We start from the raw sequence: 20,565 nt of genomic DNA, 5'->3' as shown, positions 1-20,565 counted from the left end.
CAATCCGCTTAGTTAGATGATGAATATATCGAGTAACTCTTTTTGATCACGTCTGTTCTTTCTCGGATAGCAATTGGCATGCCATTGAGAAGTAAGAGGAAAAATATTTTAGTGTGATGAGGAAATCTTTTCACGCGGGACGGCGTGGACTGCATCTTCGTAAAAGATCTAGGAGATGTTGTAGATGATCTTTTTAAATAAAACAATTGTTTGCGTGATCTATTGATAGAAAATATTGCGTGTGACTGAGTGGGCTTCATGCGTTTTGAAAAGCAGGGCAGAGGAGTGGATACCAAAGAATACTTCGAGATTGTGAGTGGTTTTTGACGAAAGCGTGTCAGAAAATGTTCAGTACCTAAAGCAGACGTGCAAGAATGTTCCTATGTTGACGAGTGTGTGCTGATGAAGAAGTAGCGGATGTGACGGCAACTGAGATGATGTGCAGAGGGCTTACTTGAGACTACTCAGCGAATAGTGCGGCAACCGATGAGTCGGTGATCCGACGATGCGTGAGTGCGCCAGGTTGGAGCGGTTCAAGGGCTTTATCCCAAATGACGGCAATGTTTCCGTCGGTTTTACCCATCCAGCGGTTAGGTGAACGGGTGGCTTCCCGTTCGACGAGAACGGGGAGCGTCTGGCCAACATATTCACGATTCCTTGCCCCGCCGATCTCGCGCTGAAGCTCCACAAGCCGTTTGACGCGATTGCCTTTCACCTCTTCCGGTATGTCGTCCTGAAACTTTCTGGCGGCGATGGTGTTCTTCCGTTCAGAGTAGGCAAAGACAAAGGCTGAATGAAATCGGGTCTGTTCGACGAGTCGACAGGTGCTCTCAAAGTCTTGCTCAGTCTCTGTACTGAATCCACAGATGATGTCGGTGGTCAGGACGATATCCGGGATCATTCCCTTGATCTGGTCAACCAACTTGGAATAATCGGCGGCGGTGTACTCGCGTCCCATCAGGTCGAGAATGCGATCGCTCCCGGATTGGAGCGGCAGATGGATGTGCTTACAGATCTTTGGGTGTGCGGCGATCGCCTCGATCAGTGAACGCGGGTAGTCCTTAGGGTGTGGCGAAGTGAAGCGGACCCGTTCGATACCAGGGGTGTCGGCCACGGCAGAGATGAGTGCGGCAAAGTCCCAGTCTCCGGAACGATAGGAGTTCACATTCTGCCCGAGCAACGTAATTTGTTTGTATCCGAGGGCTGCGGCTTGCTGCGCTTCGACCAGGACGCTCTGAGGATCGCGTGAACGCTCACGTCCGCGGGTATAGGGGACGACGCAAAAACTGCAAAAATTGTCGCAACCGCGCATGACGGTGATCCAGGCATTGACCCCGCCTTCACGATCCGGCAGCACCCCTTCGTAGGTTTCGTATTCAGAAAGGTCCAGGGCAAAAGACTTCTTGGCAAACCCCTGTTCCTGCGCCTGCAATGCATTTGTAATCAGCATGGGGAGCTGGCGATAGGCATCGGGACCGGCGAGCACGTCGATCAGCGGCACTTTTTTCGTCAACTCATCTTTGAGGCTTTGCGCCATACAACCCAACACACCGACGACGAGCGGCCGCTCTTTCTTGACCGCCTGCAATTCTCCGAGATGGCCGTAGACCTTGTTGTGCGCGTTCTCCCGAATCGCGCAGGTGTTCATCAGCATCACATCGGCCCGCTCACGGTCTTCGGTGAAGGCGAACCCGTCCTGTTTGAGCAATGAGCGGACGAGCTCGCTGTCAGATTCATTCATCTGACAGCCGAAGGTTTCAATATGAACGAGAGGTGGCGTGGTCTTGTTCGTCATAGCATCTGTAATGTCGTTGTCGTGGCATGATGCGTAGCCAGGTGGCCGACAGCCCAGCGTTCGCTGGCAGCGGTAATGGTGACGGGATGGACCTGGTTTGTGAGTTCGGACTGAGACGGGACGGCGACTTTCAGAAAGTTAGCCGTCGTACCCAGCGCAAAACCGTCATGGAGGCCGGCTTCGAACAAGACCGGGATCGTCGTTCCGATATGCCTGTCGTGAGAGGCGAGGCGTTTGGCTTGCGACAGACTCGTTAAGATGGCGGTTCGTTTTTTCATCTGCGTTACCGCGACGGGATTGGCCAGCTTCACCGCCGCGGTTCCCGGTCTTGGGGAAAATGGGAACACATGGAAATAGGCAAAGGGAAGTTCAGTGGCCAGCTTCAGCGTATTGCCGAAGGCCGCTTCGTCTTCCCCGGGAAAGCCGACCATGATGTCTGTGCCAAGTCCCAGATCGGGAATCTTGTGTAAGGCTCGCTCAATCAACCGAACATAGTCCTGTGCGGAATAGGATCGGTTCATCGCGGCTAGGATGCCGTCGTCTCCACTTTGGAGAGGAATGTGGAGATAGGGGCAAAGTTTGGATGACGAGGCCATCAGCTCCAGCAACTGATCAGTGACCGTCGTCGGTTCAATGGAGGAAATACGGATGCGTTCCAGACCGGGAATGGTTTCCAGCCGTGCGATTACAGTGCAGAGATCTGCGCCGGCCTGGCGGTATTGTCCGATGTTCACGCCGGTCAGAACGACTTCCCGAACTCCCTGTTCAGCCAGCAGCTCGGCCTCGCGCAACAGATCGTCGAGCAGACGGCTTCGTTCCCGGCCTCGCGCAAAGGGAATCAGGCAGAAGCTGCACATGGTGCTGCAGCCGTCTTGAATCTTGAGTGGTGCGCGGGTGGAGTCTGGCGTTCCATACTCGGGGAGTTCAAAATCCTCCGGGGCGATGGTCTTGGTGCGATGTACGACCGGTGCCGCGTGCTTCTGCAGACGATCGCTGGGCGGCAGAAAGGTCGGGAGGTCGAGCTTGTATTGATTGCCGACGATCAGGTCGATGCCAGCCTGTTTCTTCAATCCTTCCGGTCCCGTCTGCGCATAGCAGCCGGTCACGGCAATAAAGGCGTTGGGCGAATGTTTGAGTGTCTTGCGAATGAGATAGCGGGAGGTCCGTTCGGCGTCTTCCGTGACAGAACATGTATTGAGGACGAGAAGGTCAGTGGGTTCACCGAATGCCACCAGGCGATAGCCATCTTGCCGCAGTCGTTCACCGAGCACGGCAGTTTCAGCTTGATTGAGCCGGCAGCCGAGCGTATGCAGCGAGGCGCGTGGTTGTGCAGTGTTCGTGATCATCCGGTGGCATTATAGGGGAGGGGTTGCGAGAGGGGCAAGGTGGGAGATGGGCAAGAGAAGGGAGCTGATGGAAGATAAAAATGGTCGGGAGCCTTTTCGTGACGGTCGCCTGCGATGTGGGTACTGACCGAATCTACATCGATAATGTTCGCTTGCTAGGGGCGGCTTGCAGCTTCAGGCTGAATCTGTTGGTGTGACGACCGGTATTGCTCCCATCCAGATAGCGCAGACAGACATTACATTGCTGAAGTAAGAAAGTGGGGCTAGCTCAGCCTGTCCCATTTTCTTTTCTCGGTTCACTCGTTGTGTCTGCACAGGAGCAGTGGAACAACTTAGTAAACGTGCCAAATGGGAGCGCTGGGGGCGAGTCGAGGCAGATCGGAATTGCGGCAACCGGCTCGGAAATGCAGCAGGTATTCCCCATTCATATAGATGGCGCGGAAGCTCAAGGGAATGCAGGATTCGATGAGGGCGGCCTCCACAATCAATTTTTCTTTTCGGACTTTGATTCGCTCAATCAGGCCACAAGTAGCGTTGGGACCGGCATCCATCTTGATATTCAAACAGACCAAACTCCTGTCGACAGTGAATCGGCGTTGACCACCAACGGCCATGCCGTTCAGTCCCAACTGAATGCCTCCGTTGATTCCCGTGAGAAATGGACCGATTCGGATATCATTTTCGATGCCGGTAATGTCGACGAATCCAACGTAAGTGTAGATCAGGCCTTGATAGACCAGAGTGCCGTCGGTGTAACGAACAGTCAAATCGGCGGAGAGACGTCGTCCCCAAGCGGCGACGGGACCAGTTCCAACCTTGATGTCCTCAATCTGAAGCAGTTCCCGCTTCTGCCGCTGGACGTCCAGTTGTCCCTGAGCGTCCAGCTTACCTCGGACAAAAGGGGACAGGTCCTCCCCATATTTGGTATCACACCCGGCCTGAGTCAGAACGAGAACCAGGATAATCAGAATGCGCTTCAGCATCATCTCTCCTTCGGTAGCCAAACTGTACTGACTGATCGGAACTTGGTCAATCAAGTCGATGCATTTGGCAGCGGCTTCCTTGGGCTGACGTCCGATCAACTTGCCTTGCTCAACCAGGCCACGATTACCATCGCCGATCTGGCTGATGGGTACCTGGCGCTCACGTCCGGCACGACCATCACATTGGATACCGATGCCGCTGGGTATGGGTGGTTCATCGATTCAACCCCGTTGACGAACGAAGAGTTTGTGGTCGGCGCGAATCCCTGGCAGTTCACGGCGCTGGAGGGCCGTGCCGCTGCCGGCAAGATCGATCTCATGACCGTGCTCATGCACGAACTCGGGCATGTCATGGGATTGGACCACGTCAGCTCCGCCGTAGACGGCACGCGCCTCATGGCTGGTTCCATTGATCCCGGCATCCGGCGATTGCCCTCGGCGCTGGATCTCGGAGCCGTGGCATCATCGACAGAACCGGGGACAGGCACCGGCTCCGCCCGGAGCCAGTCCCCTGACCCGTCCCCAGGACGCCTTCGAAGTGGCGCCCCTCGAATCCGGCACCCTGACGCCGCTCGCCGGTGTGACCGCGGGCCTGACGCAGACGGATTCGCTGTTCAATCTCCAACAGGACGGCACGGTCCGCTTCAGCAACCGTGTGAGCCTCTCGACTGGCGCCCTCTCCGGTTCCACGTTGGATCTGACGCAACCGGTGCTCGTCGACATTGACCTGACCGGTATCACGGCTGGAGCAGGGGCCCGGTTCTCGTTCGATCTGCTCGGGTTTGGGGACCGCACCAGTACCATCGTCCTCGACAACGTGCTGCTCACGAACGGGCACCCGACGGCGGCGCCCGTCGCGGTGAATGATGCCTACACCGTCGCCGAAGGCGCGACCGTCACGCTCACCATCACGCCGACGAACGATGCGCCGGTGATCGCGCCGATGGCGGCACAGACGGTGGAGCAGGGGCGCACGTTGACGGTTCACGTAGTGGCCACGGATCCGGGCGATTCGAACAGCGCGCCGGAATCCACCGTCTTGACCTACCGTCTCGCACCAGGCGCCTCGAGCGGCACCAGTATTGATGCGAACATCGGCGTCTTGAGTTGGGCGGTCCCGCGCACACAGACGGTGGGCCGCTACACGATAGCCGTGATTGTGACGGATGCCGGGACGCCGGTCTTGTCCGCGACTCGCCGCATGACGGTCGACGTGAAAGAACTGACCACTACTCCGCCGACGCTCCATCCGATTGGGCCCAAGGTGGTCAACGAAGAGGCTGAGTTGCGGCTCACGATGGCCGCGACCTATTCGGACCTCCCGGCACAGCCGCTGGGGTACCGCGCGACCGGCTTGCCGGCAGGGGCGAGGTTCAATGCCACGGCGCGTGGCGCTTCTGCTGAATTGACAGTGCGCCTCGTGCCCGATAAAGTGACCCACCTTGCCGGGAGGTGTCGAGATGGTCTCACGAGCGACCTGGATGCGTACACTGCTGATGGCCTCTCTCTTGATCGTGCCCGCCCATACCGCGTCCCACGGAGTCTTGCCGGTTGAGCCGGAGCTGACCACGCGGCTCGATGAACTCTATGACCATGAAGCGCGGTTGTTCATCATGCTCTATTCTTTGAAGGGGAACGGGCAGGTGGACTATGTGACCGGCCGGCTTGTGCAGGAGTATGCGCGGAGCAACTACGGTAATCCCCTCTACCAGACCGAGGACCAACCGCTCTTTTATTGGTGGGATCACACGATGTGGAATGATCCCGAGCAGGACGGCGTGAACGGCAACGAGCGCGTGTATCAGGAAAATATCGATTTCGATATTTTACGATACAAACCCTGTGCGTTTAACGGCCAACCCTGTTAGCGTCATTCGGTTCACGGTGTCGTGCGAATGGCGGCAGGCTCGCCCCTCTCGCGAGTCCGCGTGGATTCGAGATTCTGCTGAGAAAGCGATCCTGTTCAATGGTATTCTGCTTTCGGGTTCATCTGCAGGAGCCATCTGCGTCTTGCGCGCAGTTCATGAATGACGAATCGAATGAATATCTCTAAGTTCATACCGCTTGTTTTGTTGAACCGCCGTTTGGCGGTCATGTTCCCTCTTGGGTTTTTGTCCGGACTTCCCCTGGCGCTTACGGCCGGGACGCTGCAAGCCTGGTTGACGGTAGAGGGGGTGGATCTGAAAACCATCGGCATTTTCACGCTGGTGGGATTGCCCTATACGCTCAAGTTCCTCTGGGCGCCGGTTATTGATCGGTTGGTTCCTCCCTGGCTGGGTCGTCGGCGCGGCTGGATGGTGCTGACGCAGCTCTGCGTCGCACTCGGCGTGGTCCTGATGGCCGTGACGAGTCCGCGGCAGCATCCGGAGTTGCTGGCGGCCTTTGCACTGCTCGTGGCCTTTCTCGCGGCCTCGCTCGACATTGTCTTCGACGCCTATCGGACTGAGACGTTGGAGTCGCAGGAGCGGGGATTCGGTGCAGCCGTCTGGGTGAACGGATATCGGATTGCGTTGTTAGTGGCCGGGGCTGGGGCGCTGGTCGTCGCGGATCTCGTGGGGTGGCAAACGACGTATCTGTTGTTGGCAGGGCTCATGGTGATCGGAACCGCTGTCATTGTGCTGAGTCCGGAGCCGAGCCGCGTTGCCGAGGCTCCCAAGACGATGGGCGAAGCGATCGGTGCGCCGCTTGCCGAATTCTTTACGCGTCCCCATGCGGTCGGATTTCTGGCGGTGATTGTGCTCTATAAGCTTGGTGATGCTTTTGCGTCGTCGCTCCAAACCGCGTTTCTCATCGGTGGCATCGGCTTTACTGCCGGAGAAGTCGGGTACGTGAAGGGTATCGGGATTCTGGCGACGTTGTTGGGGGCACTGTTCGGCGGTCTCTTGATGGCACGGATGGGGCTTGTGCAGGCGCTCTTGCTATTCGGCCTGCTGCAGGCGGTGTCTAATCTCGGATTTGTGGTGTTGGCCTGGGCGGGGAAGAGTGCAGCGTTGCTTGCCGGCGTGGTGATGGTTGAAAATATTACTGGAGGGATGGGCACCGCGGCGTTTGTCGCCTTGGTGATGTCGCTCTGTGATCCGCGGTATACGGCGACGCAGTTTGCGCTGCTGTCCTCGCTCGAAGCTCTCGGTCGTGTGTTTGCCGGGCGTCCTTCTGCCGATGTCGTCGCGGCGGTCGGGTGGGGCCAGTTTTTTCTGCTGACCTTTGTGGTGGCGCTGCCCGGTCTCTGGGCGGTATGGCGCGTGCGCGAACGAATTTCCTTTGGCCCGACCGGTCCAGTTGCGCCGGTTGTCCCAGCTGTCGTACCGGTTCAGCCGGCCGGTACTCGCTAAGATGACAGTTTGCGCTGGAGGAAGAGCACGAACAGCATAAGGGTCACCAGCGGAGCAAAGAGGAACGGCACGAGCCAGAGCCAGACATTCTTTCCACGGACGCGGGCCTGGTCGATCATCCAGACGAAGATCCAGATCATGAGGCCGGCATAGTTGAGGGCCATCCAGCGGGTGGTGTGGATCTTCAGGCCGCTTGTGCTATCCGGTGCGCCTTGAAAAAGGAAGATCATGAGCAAGAGCATGAAGCTTCCCAGCAGAGCGGCAACCAGGCGTTTACTCCAAACAAACATGAGATCCTCCTGTGAGATGTGGCCGCCCTATCGCGATCGGGAGCGGTGGTGGGGAGCTAGGCTAATCAGCCGGTTTCGGTTTGTCAAACTGCGAGGTTGTTCTGTGCTAGGTGATTGGTGGATCTCATGGGGGATGATATGAGCCTGCTTCGTCTCGCGAGCATTGTGCTGGTCTTGGGCGTGGCGGTGGGGCTGGCTTTGTCCAATCCGACGATGGACGACTATCTCCAGTTTGTAGAGAGCGAATTAGGAAAGGCGATTGATCGAATGGATCGCAGTGCTCCCAGCCGCGAACAGCAATTTATCCGGCAGATCTTCCAGAGTCAGAGTAAGAAGATTCTCCAAGAGGTGGTTCGCCCCCATACCATGCGGCAGAATTGGGGACTAGCGAGTAGGTATGTTACCCAGGCAGTGAGTACGAAGATTGTTGTGATCGGTGTGGCTGGGCACTTCATTCCTATCGAAGGGGTGGAGGAGGCGACCATTAAAATTGGACAATTGGCATTTTAGGGGAGGGCGTACCGATCAATTTCCTGCTATTTTGGAGCTCTGTTTCTGTGGATAAGTACCTCAAAATCGTCACAAGCTAGCGATCAGACACGCACATTGGTTGTCCCCAGGTTTTCCCCTCATATCACGCCTGAACCACTATACTTGGTGTTGACAAAAATTCTGAATAGCTATATGTAGTCCATCCGCGATGGATGTCTCACATCACGGTCGTCCCGTACCAGAGAAAAGACCCTCAATTATGCCCCTATTCGTATACAGCTACAGCACCCTCTTGAAGGAGGAGGACTATTGTGAGAATTGAGCGAAGATTTACCCGTCGTGGCCAGGGTCCCTACGAGGGGCTCACCTTCGTCAAGCGGTCGTCGGAGATTCGTAATCCAGATGGGTCCACGGTATTCAAACTTGAGAATATTGATGTGCCTGAACAGTGGTCTCAATTGGCGATCGATATTCTCGCCCAGAAGTATTTTCGGAAAGCGGGTGTGCCTCAGAAGGATGCAGCGGGCAATCCTCTGGTAGGTGCTGATGGGAAGCCGGTCTTGGGTAGTGAGCGCGATGCCCGCCAGGTTTTCGACCGGCTGGCCGGTTGTTGGACGCATTGGGGCAAAGAGTACGGCTACTTTAAGACGCCGGAGGATAGCGAGGCTTTCCAGGATGAGGTCGGCTACATGTTGGCCCGGCAAATGGCCGCTCCCAATTCGCCGCAATGGTTCAACACGGGGTTGCATTACGCCTATGGGCTTTCAGGCCCGGCGCAGGGGCACTATTACGTAGACCCCAAAAGCCGTGAAGTGGTGAAGTCGGTCAACGCATTCGAACACCCCCAGCCACATGCCTGTTTTATTCAGTCGGTCGATGATGATCTCGTCAACGAAAACGGGATCATGGATTTGTGGGTGCGGGAAGCCCGGTTGTTTAAGTATGGGTCTGGAACCGGAACCAACTTTTCGCGGTTGCGGGGAGACGGTGAAGGCTTATCCGGCGGCGGCCGGTCGTCCGGCCTGATGTCGTTCCTCAAAATCGGCGATCGTGCGGCCGGCGCCATCAAGTCCGGCGGCACGACTCGGCGTGCGGCCAAGATGGTGTGTTTGGATCTCGACCATCCCGATATTGAAGAATTTATCGATTGGAAAGTCATTGAAGAGCAGAAAGTGGCCGCGATGGTCACGGGATCGAAGATCTGCGCACAGCGGTTGAATGCTGTGTTGAAGGCCTGCCATGTCGTCGATAGCATGGGCCAGACGAAGACCGAGATTGATCCCAAGAAGAATCCTATCTTAGGGGAAGCGCTGGCTGAGGCTCGCCGGGATATGGTGCCGGAATCCTACGTTCAGCGTATGTATGCTTACGCCCAACAGGGATTTACCCATTTTGTGTTCCATGAGTACGACACGAACTGGGATGGGAGAGCCTATCAGACGGTCTCCGGGCAGAATTCGAATAACAGCGTCAGAATCCCGAATGAGTTTTTCGAAGCGCTCGAAAACAACAGCGATTGGCAGTTGAAACGTCGGATTGATGGCAAGGTCTGCAAGACCGTGAAGGCGAGCGATCTCTGGGATCGGATTGCCTGGGCCGCGTGGATCTGCGCCGATCCCGGGACGCAGTACGACACGACGATCAATGAATGGCACACCTGTCCGGAGGATGGTCGGATCAACGCCTCCAATCCCTGTTCCGAATATATGTTCCTTGACGATACGGCCTGCAATCTGGCTTCGCTGAATCTGGCGCTGTTCTATACGGCGGACGGGCAATTCGAGCTGGAGAACTTTCGTCATGCCGTGCGTCTCTGGACGATCGTGCTGGAGATCAGCGTTCTAATGGCCTCGTTTCCGAGTAAATCGATTGCAGAGAGAAGTTATCAGTTCCGCACATTGGGGTTGGGCTATGCCAATCTCGGGACGGTATTGATGCGGCAGGGGATTCCGTACGATTCCCCCAAAGCGATGGCAATTTGCGGATCGATTACGTCGATCATGACCGGAGAGTCGTATAGCACCTCGGCGGAAATGGCTGCGGAGCTCTGGCCGTTTCCCGGATACACGAAAAATCGCGACCAGATGTTGCGGGTGATCCGCAATCACCGCCGTGCGGCCTATAATACCGCGGCAGATGAATATGAGGGGTTGTCGATCGTTCCCATGGGCATTCAGCCGGAGCAGTGTCCGCCGGATCTGCTCATTGCCGCCCGCCGGGCTTGGGATCGGGCGTTGGAGCTTGGGACAGCCTATGGCTATCGCAATGCACAGGTGACGGTGATTGCGCCAACCGGCACCATCGGGCTGGTGATGGATTGCGATACCACCGGGATCGAGCCGGACTTTGCCTTGGTGAAGTTCAAGAAGCTGGCCGGTGGCGGATATTTTAAGATCATCAACCAGAGCATTCCTCAGGCCCTTACCACGCAGGGGTACTCCGAGAGCCAGATTCAGGACATCATCCGCTATTGCGTCGGCGCTCAGACGCTCAAGGGGGCGCCCTTTATCAATCACGTGACGTTGCGGAATAAAGGGTTTGACGATGCTGCGCTGGAACGGCTGGAACGCAATCTGGTTCAGGCGTTTGAGATCGCCTTCGTGTTCAATAAATTTACCTTGGGCGAAACGTTTTGCATTGAAAAACTCGGCCTGGACGATGCTCAGTTGGCCGAGTCGAATTTCAATATGCTCAAAGCGCTGGGGTTCACGCAGGAGGAAATTGCCGCAGCTAACGGATATTGCTGCGGCACAATGACGGTCGAGGGGGCTCCGCATTTGAAAGCCGAGCATTTGCCGGTTTTCGATTGCGCCAATCGTTGCGGACGGATCGGCCAGCGTTTTATTCATGTCGATGCCCATATTCGAATGATGGCTGCGGCGCAACCGTTTATCAGCGGCGCCATCAGTAAGACGATCAATATGCCGGCAGAGGCGACGCTGGAGGAAGTTAAGTCCGCCTACCAGTTTGCGTGGAAGAGCATGGTGAAGGCGGTCGCGCTCTATCGGGACGGCTCAAAATTAAGTCAGCCGCTGAGTTCGTCGAGCGACGGAGAGAAGACTGTCGAGGCATCGGTCAACAGGATATCGGCGGCCGCAGAGAAGATTACCGAACGTGTGCTGGTCCGCTATTTGGCCAAGCGGAGACCGTTGCCGGGACGGCGGAACGGCTATACCCAGAAAGCCATTGTCGGCGGACATAAACTCTATTTGCGCACCGGCGAATACGAAGACGGCACGGTCGGCGAGATTTTTCTGGATATGCATAAGGAAGGCGCCGCATTCCGCAGTCTGATGAATTGTTTTGCGATCGCGATTTCCTTGGGCTTGCAGCATGGAGTTCCGCTGGAGGAATTCGTCGAAGCCTTTGTGTTTACCCGTTTTGAGCCGAATGGGCCGGTCAAGCTGAATGATCGCATTAAGATGTCGACGTCGATCATCGACTACATTTTCCGTGAATTGGCCGTGACCTACCTGGATCGATACGATTTGGCGCAGGTCAAAGAGGACGATCTTCGGATGGATTCGATGAAGATGGATGAGCAGGATCCCGAATGTGTGGATGAAGAAGCCGATCTTGCTGCGTTGGCGAAATCATCGGTGAGTATGGAGCATCTGCCGATTCGCCGAAATGGAACAAAAGAGAATGGGAGCGGAAACGGTCATTCGCTAGCGGCGCGTAAAGTCGAGCTGATCCGTGAGACGCTGACTCTGACAGAGGTGCAGAGCGCCAAGGTCAAGGGCTATGAAGGCGATCCCTGTCCGGAGTGCAAGCAGTTTACGATGGTGCGGAACGGCACCTGCCTGAAGTGTGTGAGCTGCGGTGCGACGAATGGATGTTCGTGATGTAGGGGAGGCCATCCATGAATGCGATTTTACGTGAAACGGGGATTGAGACGATTCACGACCAGGTCGTTAGTGAAGCCGCTCAGCGATGGGCACGTGCGTTTCACTGCAAGGTCACCATTAGGACGACATCGGATCATAATCCTTGGGCTGATCCTGGCCAGCAATCGGATATTGCCGGATGGTCGTTTAGCCCGCGCGGCAATAGTATGCAATGGATGGCTGAAGTCGAGACCGAGGACTCGCTTCAGAATCCCGATACCCAGTATAAATGGAAGCGTACCGCTGTCGCCGGCGTGCCGATGTATTTGCTGATCCCGCGGGGGAACCGGGCGCAGGCCGAAAGGATTGCCGCGTCAGTGGACCTCCGGTTCAGCAGTATCTATGAGTACGGCTTTGTGAATGGCGTGGTGCAAATTCTCTAACGGCTTCGTTGTGTCTCCTGAGGCGTTGTGAATCGACGCTGCAAGTCAGCGTTTTATTGATGCGGTTCATGGGGAAAGATGTTCCATGTCGGCCCAGTGCTCTGCGGATCAGTTGAACTCGCGGATCGAAGATAGACAAAAGGAGCAGGCTGATGATGAATAGTTGGAAGCCCTGGCGTGTCTGCTGTCAGGGAAAGCGGGGGGCGTTGAGGCCATCGAATACGAACATCCGGCGCTCACTACGGTATGACTGTGGCAGAAGAGCTCCAGGAAAGACCGCATCCTGCTCGCGCATCAAGCATCTCTATCGGTCTTGGTCTCCTTTGAAAGACTCCGGGTTGGATGAGCACGAAAATTGATCTCTATCGAGTATTTCAAGTACAACAGCATCGTCACTATTCTTTGATTTCGACCGCAACGAGGAGTAACCCCAATGCCGACAACAACACAAGTAGTCATTAGCGGACAGAGCAAGCCAGGCGTGCTGGCTCAGGTGGCGGCTGTTTTAGGTGAGGCGGGGGTTAACATCAAGGCGTTCTCGGCGCCCGAGGTGACAGGAACCGGAAAGCTGCGCTTACTTGTTGCGGATCTCGACGGGGCTCGAGCGGCATTGAAGGCCGCGAAGATTAAGTTTAAGGAAGAAACCGCGCTTCTCTTGAGCTTGAAAAATAAGCCCGGCGCCCTGATGGACGTGGCGGAACTGCTGACTCAAAACCGTATCAATATCAAATGCGGTTACTGCACGCCCTCGCGCGAAGGGAAGCGCGCCATCGTTGTATTAACCGTCTCGAATACGAATAAGGCGTTGGCGCTGCTTCAAGATCAATCACTTGATGAGTTCTAGGCCATGAAGGGCTTCAGGCCCGTGTCCGTCCGTTCTCCTCTCGCCTTCACCGCTGCGCTGTTGGTCTGCACGGTTTTGGTCTCGTGCCAGTCCCAACCGCCTCCTGTTCACCGATTCCCTGGATATCCGGTCGGATTCCATGAACGAGGAGTTGCGTCCTGGTACGGTCCTGGATTTCACGGAAACAAAACCGCGAACGGTGAGCAGTATGACATGCACAAACTCACGGCGGCTCACCGAACATTACCGCTGGGTTCTATCGCTGTTGTGCGATCGGTTTCCACCGGGAGGCAGGTGACCGTACGTATCAACGATCGTGGTCCGTTTGCCAAGGGACGGGTGCTTGATCTCTCGTTGGCCGGGGCTGAAGCGATCGGAATGACCGGAAATGGGACTGATCAGATTGAGCTTCAGGTAATCGGATACCAGGCCAGACCCGAAGGGATGGGGGTTTTGCGCATTCAGGTGGGGGCTTTCGCTGATCCTCTGAATGCCAGAGGGTTATTCGAGCAGGTCGGGGCTCAGTATCCTGGCGGGCGTGTGGTGCAGGTGGAATTACCTGAAGGCCGGCGGTATCGGGTACAGGTGGGACAGTTTTTGACTGAGGCCGATGCGCAGACCGCCTCATCTAGACTGGATGCTCAACATCATATCCAGTCCTTTGTGGTGAGAGATGATAACTAGATCATACGTAGTCAAACGTAGATTGTTTCCGATCGTCTTCACGTCCATTCACGACTCGGCCTATTCGAACTGATTGATATTCCTGTCAGTTTCTTTGAATCTCTTGCCCCTTCCCAGTGGGTGTGATAGATCTATCATCCGATGATCATCCTAGCTCCCACATGGTCGGTTGAATCTGTTCAGTCAGGGGAGGCTCTGCCTCCTCTCCGCGACAGAATCCACGCGGTTCGTTCTATCAGGCTAGCCTTCGTGGCTAGTCGTCCCTAATCAAGAGCCCCAATGGATATTCTGATCCTCCTAGCGTTGATCGCGTTATCGGCCGTCATTTCGACGGCTGAGATTGGGTTTTTTTCAGTTAATGAGACTCGTCTTCGCGCCCTTGCCAAGAATGGCAACAAACGCGCATCCATGGCCTTGATGCTCCGAAGTGACCCGCAACGACTCCTTTCGACCATTCTGGTCGGGGACCGATTGGTGGGAACCGCTATCCCGATGTATGCCACCTTTATTACGCTCAACGCCTATGGTGGGAAAACTGTATTTGAGGAAGCCATTGCCGTGATGGTGGGCGTTCTGACATTTGTGTTGCTGGTGTCGGTCGACGTCATTCCAAAGACCTTAGCCGCCAAATTTGCCGTACCGGTTACATTGAATATGGCGTATCCGGTGTACGGCGTTCAGATATTATTGAAGCCGCTCCTGTTTCTCATGGTGCCGCTCATCCAGAGACTGACCGGAGGGAAGGGGTTAACCCTGCCTCTTGTGACTGAGGAAGAGCTCAAGATCATGCTGGATGAGGGGAGAAAGGCCGGCGAGTTGGAATCGGAAGAAGTGAAGATGATCAAGAATGTCTTTCAACTGAAAGATATTACGGCAGAAGATGCTATGACTCCGCGCATTTACGTATTTTCTCTGGATGGGAATTTGCGGCTCAAGGAAGCGCAGGAGTTGCTGTATAACTCGAAGTATTCCCGCATTCCGGTCTATGACGGGACGTTGGATAACATCACGGGCGTGCTCTACAAGACGAAGGCGTTAACCGAGTTGGCGAAGGGGCGTTCAGATGTTCGCCTCAGGGATATTGCCCACCCGGCTTTGTTTGTGCCGGCAGGAAAGACGGCCGACGATTTGATGAAGCAGTTTCAGCAAGAAAAACGTCACATGGGGATCGTCGTCAACGAGTATGGCGGCGTGATGGGATTGGTTACGCTGGAGGATCTCCTGGAGGAAGTCGTCGGCGAAATCGTCGATGAGACGGACATTACCGAAGAGCTGATCAAGCGAATCGGAAAGAATCAGATTCTGGTCCACGGGAGGACTGAAGTGCGCAAGGTGAACGACTTCTTGAAGGTCGATCTTGGCGACGAGGCCTTGACCATCGGCGGACTCATTCAGGGCGAACTCGGCCGTATCCCGAAAGCCGGAGAAGAGTTGCATATCGCACATTGCCGCTTAGTTGTTCACGAGGCCGATCCCCGATCGATCCGCAGCGTGGACATTTATAAAGAAGAAAAAACCCCCGTCACGGTGGAAACTCCTTCGCTGAATCCCGTCAGCTAGCGTTCCCTTCTTTGACCAAGTCAGAGAAGGCTTGTTCGCTCAACACCGCAACCCCCAGCTTTTGTGCCTGCTCAAGCTTTGATCCTGGATCATGTCCTGCGACGACAAACGACGTGCGTTTGCTCACGCTGGATGACACGGTTCCTCCCAGGCGCTCGACCAGAATTTTGGCCGCATCGCGGCTGAAGCGGTCAAGTCCGCCGGTGAACACGAAGGTCTTTCCGGCGAGGGGAAGAGATTTGGGTGAGGCGGAGCGAGCCTGTTCCGTAAGCGTCAGACCGAGCTCGCGCAGTTGAGCGATCACTCGGCGATTGGACTCTTCGCGAAAGTAGGAGGCCAGACTGGCGGAGATCTCAGGGCCGATTTCTTTAACCATCAGGAATCGCGCTTCGTCCGCTTCCATGATGGTGTCCAGCGTTCCAAACTCCCTGGCGAGGACTTTCGCGATGTGTTGGCCGACCTGGCGGATGCCCAGCCCCATCAAGAAGCGATCCAACGACACGGTCTTGCTCTGCTCAATGGCTTCGAGTAGGAGCGAGGTCGACTTCTCTGCAAACCCCTCAAGGGGTAGCAGGTGATCGCGGGTCAGGCGATAGAGATCGGCCAAACTTCCGACCAGCTTTTGGTCTACAAGCTGCGCCACAGTCTTTTTCCCAAGCCCTTCTATATTGAGCGCCTGCTTGGAGGCGAAATGTTCGATGGCGCCTTTCAATTGCGCGACGCAGCCAGATTGGCCGGTACAGTAGTAATAGGCACCCTCGCGCGCGACGGCTGAGCCACATACCGGGCAATGGTCCGGCATGGTGAATGGATCTGATCGGGACTCATCGGGAATCGGGATCCGTTCCGCGATCGCGGGGATCACGTCGCCGGCACGCTCGACTTTGACCGTATCGCCCACACGAATATCTTTCCGTGCCACCTCATCCGCATTGTGCAGCGTGGCCCGGCTGATCGTAACCCCGCCGACTTCAACCGGTCGTAGTAGTGCTACAGGAGTCAGTGTGCCGGTACGTCCGACCGAGACGACGATATCCTGTACTACGGTGATTTCCTTGCGCGGGGCGAACTTGAAGGCTATGGCCCAGCGTGGGCTGCGGGATTTGAAGCCCAGCTGCTCCTGCCAGTCCCGGCGATTCACTTTCACCACCAGCCCATCGATTTCATAGGGGAGGTTGTCGCGCACCTGTTCGGTTTCGCGGTGGAATGCGATGACCTCTTCAATCGTGAGGCACCGGCGCCGATGGCTGGGAATGGGCAGTCCCCATTCGGCGAGCGCATCGAGTTCGCTCCAATGGGAATCCGGCGGTGTAGTGGATACCGCCATGGCCTCGTAGCAGGTTACGACTAACGGGCGGGCGGCGGTGATGGTCGAGTCGAGCTGACGAAGCGAGCCGGCCGCGGCGTTGCGCGGATTGGCAAAAGCCTCGTCTCCTCGCTCCGTCATGGTCCGGTTCAAGGCATGAAAGTCGTCGAGCCTCATATAGACTTCGCCGCGCACGGCGAGATGGTCCGGTGGGGAAGAATCACGGCGCAAGTGAAGGGGAAGGGAGCGGATTGTCCGGAGGTTGACGGTCACATCCTCGCCGGTCGTTCCGTCGCCTCTGGTGGAGCCGCGAACCAGCCGGCCTTGCTCGTAGACCAGCTCGATGGAGAGACCGTCGAATTTTGGTTCGACCGTATATTCTATGTGCTGGTGCTCCAGTTCACGCTTCATCCGTTGATCGAATGCCAGGACGTCGGCCACATCGACGATGGAGTCGAGGCTCAACATCGGTCGTTCGTGCTTAACCTTGCCCAGCTCAGCCAAAGGCGGTGCGCCGACCCGTTGAGTCGGAGAATCATCCGACACCAAATTCGGGTGGGCAGTTTCGAGCTCGCTCAGGTCTTTGAATAGCCGATCATATTCACCGTCGGAGATTTCAGGACGGTCTTTGACGTAGTACAAGTAGTCATGCCTGCGGATCTCCTGCCGGAGCCAGTCGAGCTGTTCGGAAACCGGTGCGGATGAATCAGGCCGCCGAGACGGCGAAAGGTTATCGAATAAATCTGGCGGCATAACTTCTGATCTCATGGCCGTTGAGCACGTGAAAGCGACGGAGCCGGTCGAGTGTCTGGCTTGAAAATCTGGTGAGCGGAATCGGGACGAGCGTCCGTCCGAATTGTTTGGCGATCCTCCGCCAACTGGCGCGGGGCGGAATGGGTGTTACCAGCGCAATGTGCGTTTCCCGAGTGTGAACGGCCGCCGCCGCAATTAGCCGCTCCTCCAGGGTGGTCGCAAAAGCGAGGAGGGGATCGCTCCAGATATCCGGAATGGGACGGGGCGGAAACAGAAAGAAGGCGCCGCCATAACGCGACTGGGCAATGCCGGGCCCCACCATGTCATCGGCAAACGGGGTGGCGTAAAAACAGAGCGTGGATTCTTCCTGGTGCTCGGCGAACCAGGTAGCCTGCCAGGAATAGGTCAAGGGATCGGCGGGAGTATCAAACAGAAAAATCACCACTTCGACATTCCCGCGGGCGGGCGGGATTTCTCGTACATACAGATCCATGCGCGGCAGTGAACTCAAGGCACTGCCGGACGGTGAGCCAGCCGATCGTTTCCCACCCAGCCACCGGCGAAGACTTTCCCGGAGATCCAATCCGTCTTTCATCGACGTCGTAAACTTTTCCGTCTTGGCCAAGTCCGCGCCGATGAGCGCGGAGGCCTGGGCGCGCACGTGGGTATTGAAACTTTCAATCCGCTGATCCTCCGGAGGCCAGGAGCATTGCCGTTGCGGGTTCCAGAGATGGGACCATCGGCGGCTGGTTTTCCGGTCAGGTTTCGGTTTCAACGACAACTCGCGCCAGACAAGCGGCGGTCCCTGCAGACGGTTGGTGGCGGAGGCGACAGTACCGTCGGGCAACTCCACTTGATTGAGTCCCACGGTGATGGCGTCGAGTCGCGACTGATTGTGATCTTCCTGATAGCCATAGCTCTTAGCCGTCTTCAGCAGCATCACGGCAAAGTCGTCTCCGGCCGTTTGCTTGGCGGCGACGATAAGTGAATAGAGTGACGGCGTCAGACGGCGTTCAAGCAGGGTGAGATTCCGAACGTACTGCAAGAGGGCCTGAAGGATCTGCGGCGTGACCCAGTCCGGAATGGAAGCGCCTTCAGCTCGATGGTGTTCAATCCACCGCGCCCTTGTTTCGATGAGGAGTTCCTTCACGCCATCGATGGCAAGATTCCAATCTGAGTGCAGCGTTTCACGACGCCGTTCGTACAATTCGGTGAGAAAGGGCAGTTCGCCCAAGGCGAAGTAGAGAGAGTCGCGATTGACGCTGCAACGGACCGGCCGTCCGGTTGTTGTTTCCGGCCGGTCATAGGGGGCATTGGCTTGATAGGCGGCGCGGAGCCAAGGCCAATCCGTCAGGTGGCAGAGACAGAGGATAGAGGTATGATCCAGCTCCAGTTCATGAAGCCGAAACGCCATCCAATTGATTCGGCGATTCTGCTGTGAGTCCGGCGGCGGCATGACAAGAGAGGGCAGCGTCGCAGCCGCAAGCATCGGAAGCGAGACGGATTTGACGGCATAGGGATCAGGCCCGACAAAAGGAATTGGTTCGAATCGAGTGACCTCACGGTCAATGTAGGCGCGGGGGATAGATTCGCCCATCGCCACGCGGATGCCCATGATGACGGCCTGGCAGGGATCGACGGGGATGATGCTGACGCCGGCCTTTTCCTCTTGCGCCGGTTCAGGCAAGACGATGAGGCTGATCTCGGGGAGGCGCTCCACCGCTTGTTCGAGGCAGCCTTCCACGGAGGGCGGGAGTGGAACGGCCAGGCAGTCGTACCGTTTCCCGATCAGGGTTTCACGGACTTCCTGCGCGATGTCGCCGCTGCCATGGAGGATGGGAAGGAGATCAATGCGCGGCGACAGGCTGAGTATGCGGGCGTCGGTCGGCGTATAGCGAGACATTCAGCGTCCCGGGTGTAGAGGGTCGTCTTCCTCAAAAAAGAAATCCCCGAAGCCTTTAGGGAGCGCTTGATCACCCATCGCCCGCTTCCTTCGCTTCGACTGCTCTTCCAAATCAAGCGACTCGGCTCCGAGCACTTTCAAGAGGGCTTCTTGCCACATGCGATCGAGCGCGACCGGATGGGACGAATCCTGGGCGAGCCGTTTGACGGCGTATTGGATGAGATGCAAGCCGTCGCGGATCGAATATTCCAGGTTCAGCTGATGGGCATCCTGCAGGAAGCCGACGGCGATGCTCAGGATATCTTCCTTTGCAAAAGGAAGATGGTAGCGGAGAATTGCCATTTCATCCTGGCGCGACGGGAATCCGAGGCCGAGGGTCGGTTGCAGACGGGAGAGCATGTAGTCCGGCACTTCATAGGTGGAGGCATCCTCGTTCATGGTGACGCAGCAGCGGAAGTCTTCGTGCGCTTCGATCAGAATGCCGGCGATGATCGATTCGACACAGCGGCGATGGTCGAGCAAAGAGGCCAGGGATGCCCAGCTCTTCTCGTTCATCCGATTGCCTTCATCCAGAACGCAGATACTTCCGGTTAGCACCGCCGTCACCAGCGGCGACGCGTGGTAGGCGATCGATCCCGATTCTGCCAGGACGGGTGTAATCAGCAGGTCTTCCGGGCGTGTATCGGCGGTACATTGAAAGACGTACAGGTCCTGCTTGCGTTCCTTAGCTCCTGACATTGCCAAGGTGGTTTTGCCGATGCCCGGGGGACCGGTAATACGCGGCGACAGAGGAAGATCTCGCGGATCGACTTTGAGCCAGCAGGCGAGGAGCTGTTGCAGCGGCTCTCGGCTTCCGATCCATTCTTGCAATGTCGTAATGGGCTGCGCCAGATGCAGCGTAATCCCCTGTACCGAGATGGTTCTGGCGGGGGAGGTTTGTGCGCGATTATCCATGGCTGCACGATTTCTGATGAGGCATCTTCATGGACCGGACGGTAACATAGCAC

17 protein-coding genes are annotated in these 20,565 nt (G+C 56.5%); 10 read left to right on the top strand and 7 right to left on the bottom strand.

The window, feature by feature from the left end; translation table 11 throughout:
• Positions 1-460: 460 nt before the first annotated feature.
• The 3 genes from miaB to NITLEN_RS18695 form a co-directional block, all read right to left on the bottom strand.
• Positions 461-1,795 carry a tRNA (N6-isopentenyl adenosine(37)-C2)-methylthiotransferase MiaB gene (gene miaB / locus NITLEN_RS10900; RefSeq protein ID WP_121989641.1) on the bottom strand — a complete coding sequence of 445 codons (1,335 nt, stop codon included), beginning with the start codon at positions 1,793-1,795 and terminating at the stop codon, positions 461-463.
• Positions 1,792-3,141: a tRNA (N(6)-L-threonylcarbamoyladenosine(37)-C(2))-methylthiotransferase MtaB gene (gene mtaB, locus NITLEN_RS10895; protein WP_121989640.1), complete on the bottom strand. Its 1,350-nt coding sequence runs from the start codon at positions 3,139-3,141 to the stop codon at positions 1,792-1,794. The genes miaB and mtaB overlap by 4 nt, the downstream gene beginning before the upstream one ends.
• A 332-nt stretch (positions 3,142-3,473) precedes the next feature.
• A complete protein-coding gene (locus NITLEN_RS18695) occupies positions 3,474-4,127 on the bottom strand; it encodes a hypothetical protein (RefSeq protein WP_342776541.1) in 654 nt (217 codons plus the stop codon).
• A 39-nt stretch (positions 4,128-4,166) separates the two neighbouring features.
• On the opposite strand from NITLEN_RS18695, the gene NITLEN_RS18690 reads away from it, so the two are divergent.
• From NITLEN_RS18690 to NITLEN_RS10875, 4 genes are all read left to right on the top strand, one after another.
• A complete protein-coding gene (locus tag NITLEN_RS18690) occupies positions 4,167-4,850 on the top strand; it encodes a matrixin family metalloprotease (protein ID WP_342776540.1) in 684 nt (227 codons plus the stop codon).
• Complete coding sequence (locus tag NITLEN_RS18140) at positions 4,780-5,679, top strand: cadherin repeat domain-containing protein (protein ID WP_181416800.1); 900 nt, start codon at positions 4,780-4,782, stop codon at positions 5,677-5,679. The genes NITLEN_RS18690 and NITLEN_RS18140 overlap by 71 nt, the downstream gene beginning before the upstream one ends.
• Positions 5,606-5,992, top strand: coding sequence for a hypothetical protein (locus NITLEN_RS10880; protein ID WP_245924433.1), 387 nt, complete (start codon positions 5,606-5,608; stop codon positions 5,990-5,992). Before NITLEN_RS18140 ends, NITLEN_RS10880 begins: the two co-directional genes overlap by 74 nt.
• A 171-nt stretch (positions 5,993-6,163) precedes the next feature.
• Entirely contained in the window at positions 6,164-7,456 is a 1,293-nt protein-coding gene (locus NITLEN_RS10875; protein ID WP_181416799.1) for an AmpG family muropeptide MFS transporter, read from the top strand.
• Here NITLEN_RS10875 and NITLEN_RS10870 read toward each other — a convergent pair.
• Positions 7,453-7,746, bottom strand: a complete 294-nt coding sequence (locus tag NITLEN_RS10870) for a hypothetical protein (RefSeq protein WP_121989635.1) — start codon at positions 7,744-7,746, stop codon at positions 7,453-7,455. The genes NITLEN_RS10875 and NITLEN_RS10870 overlap by 4 nt on opposite strands.
• 138 nt (positions 7,747-7,884) lie before the next feature.
• Here NITLEN_RS10870 and NITLEN_RS10865 point away from each other — a divergent pair, with 138 nt between their 5' ends.
• The 6 genes from NITLEN_RS10865 to NITLEN_RS10840 all read left to right on the top strand — a co-directional run bounded on the left by NITLEN_RS10865 (position 7,885) and on the right by NITLEN_RS10840 (position 15,596).
• Complete coding sequence (locus tag NITLEN_RS10865; protein WP_181416798.1) at positions 7,885-8,256, top strand: DUF4359 domain-containing protein; 372 nt, start codon at positions 7,885-7,887, stop codon at positions 8,254-8,256.
• Between the two features lie 293 nt (positions 8,257-8,549).
• Positions 8,550-12,083, top strand: coding sequence for a vitamin B12-dependent ribonucleotide reductase (locus tag NITLEN_RS10860; protein ID WP_121989633.1), 3,534 nt, complete (start codon positions 8,550-8,552; stop codon positions 12,081-12,083).
• 17 nt (positions 12,084-12,100) lie between these two features.
• On the top strand, positions 12,101-12,508 hold the full coding sequence (locus NITLEN_RS10855) for a hypothetical protein (protein WP_121989632.1): 408 nt from the start codon (positions 12,101-12,103) through the stop codon (positions 12,506-12,508).
• Positions 12,509-12,941: 433 nt separating this feature from the next.
• On the top strand, positions 12,942-13,352 hold the full coding sequence (locus NITLEN_RS10850) for an ACT domain-containing protein (protein ID WP_121989631.1): 411 nt from the start codon (positions 12,942-12,944) through the stop codon (positions 13,350-13,352).
• 3 nt (positions 13,353-13,355) lie between these two features.
• Positions 13,356-14,036 carry an SPOR domain-containing protein gene (locus tag NITLEN_RS10845; RefSeq protein ID WP_121989630.1) on the top strand — a complete coding sequence of 227 codons (681 nt, stop codon included), beginning with the start codon at positions 13,356-13,358 and terminating at the stop codon, positions 14,034-14,036.
• A 279-nt stretch (positions 14,037-14,315) separates the two neighbouring features.
• Entirely contained in the window at positions 14,316-15,596 is a 1,281-nt protein-coding gene (locus NITLEN_RS10840; RefSeq protein WP_121989629.1) for a hemolysin family protein, read from the top strand.
• On the opposite strand, the gene ligA is transcribed toward NITLEN_RS10840, so the two are convergent.
• Genes ligA through NITLEN_RS10825 form a run of 3 tightly spaced genes read right to left on the bottom strand, consistent with a single transcriptional unit; the run spans position 15,589 to position 20,512 of the window.
• Positions 15,589-17,655 (bottom strand): NAD-dependent DNA ligase LigA, encoded by a 2,067-nt coding sequence (gene ligA / locus NITLEN_RS10835; RefSeq protein ID WP_121989628.1) that lies wholly within the window; start codon positions 17,653-17,655, stop codon positions 15,589-15,591. The genes NITLEN_RS10840 and ligA overlap by 8 nt on opposite strands.
• Complete coding sequence (locus NITLEN_RS10830) at positions 17,633-19,558, bottom strand: hypothetical protein (protein WP_121989627.1); 1,926 nt, start codon at positions 19,556-19,558, stop codon at positions 17,633-17,635. Before NITLEN_RS10830 ends, ligA begins: the two co-directional genes overlap by 23 nt.
• Positions 19,559-20,512 carry an AAA family ATPase gene (locus tag NITLEN_RS10825; protein WP_121989626.1) on the bottom strand — a complete coding sequence of 318 codons (954 nt, stop codon included), beginning with the start codon at positions 20,510-20,512 and terminating at the stop codon, positions 19,559-19,561.
• Positions 20,513-20,565 lie beyond the last annotated feature (53 nt).

The organism is Nitrospira lenta (genome assembly GCF_900403705.1).
In the GTDB taxonomy this organism is placed as follows: Bacteria; Nitrospirota; Nitrospiria; order Nitrospirales; family Nitrospiraceae; genus Nitrospira_D; species Nitrospira_D lenta.
Note: the sequence above shows the minus strand (reverse complement) of the source record. Positions and strands in the feature narration are given on the sequence as shown.

Bases quoted from the DNA above. Each gene is read 5' to 3' on its own strand.
- ligA (WP_121989628.1), bottom strand. From the start codon at position 17,655: ATGCCGCCAGATTTATTCGATAACCTTTCGCCGTCTCGGCGGCCTGAT.
- NITLEN_RS10845 (WP_121989630.1), top strand. From the start codon at position 13,356: ATGAAGGGCTTCAGGCCCGTGTCCGTCCGTTCTCCTCTCGCCTTCACC.
- NITLEN_RS10865 (WP_181416798.1), top strand. From the start codon at position 7,885: ATGAGCCTGCTTCGTCTCGCGAGCATTGTGCTGGTCTTGGGCGTGGCG.
- NITLEN_RS10855 (WP_121989632.1), top strand. From the start codon at position 12,101: ATGAATGCGATTTTACGTGAAACGGGGATTGAGACGATTCACGACCAG.
- NITLEN_RS10830 (WP_121989627.1), bottom strand. From the start codon at position 19,558: ATGTCTCGCTATACGCCGACCGACGCCCGCATACTCAGCCTGTCGCCG.
- NITLEN_RS10840 (WP_121989629.1), top strand. From the start codon at position 14,316: ATGGATATTCTGATCCTCCTAGCGTTGATCGCGTTATCGGCCGTCATT.
- mtaB (WP_121989640.1), bottom strand. From the start codon at position 3,141: ATGATCACGAACACTGCACAACCACGCGCCTCGCTGCATACGCTCGGC.
- NITLEN_RS10850 (WP_121989631.1), top strand. From the start codon at position 12,942: ATGCCGACAACAACACAAGTAGTCATTAGCGGACAGAGCAAGCCAGGC.
- NITLEN_RS10825 (WP_121989626.1), bottom strand. From the start codon at position 20,512: ATGGATAATCGCGCACAAACCTCCCCCGCCAGAACCATCTCGGTACAG.
- NITLEN_RS10880 (WP_245924433.1), top strand. From the start codon at position 5,606: ATGCGTACACTGCTGATGGCCTCTCTCTTGATCGTGCCCGCCCATACC.
- NITLEN_RS10870 (WP_121989635.1), bottom strand. From the start codon at position 7,746: ATGTTTGTTTGGAGTAAACGCCTGGTTGCCGCTCTGCTGGGAAGCTTC.
- NITLEN_RS18695 (WP_342776541.1), bottom strand. From the start codon at position 4,127: ATGATGCTGAAGCGCATTCTGATTATCCTGGTTCTCGTTCTGACTCAG.
- miaB (WP_121989641.1), bottom strand. From the start codon at position 1,795: ATGACGAACAAGACCACGCCACCTCTCGTTCATATTGAAACCTTCGGC.
- NITLEN_RS10875 (WP_181416799.1), top strand. From the start codon at position 6,164: ATGAATATCTCTAAGTTCATACCGCTTGTTTTGTTGAACCGCCGTTTG.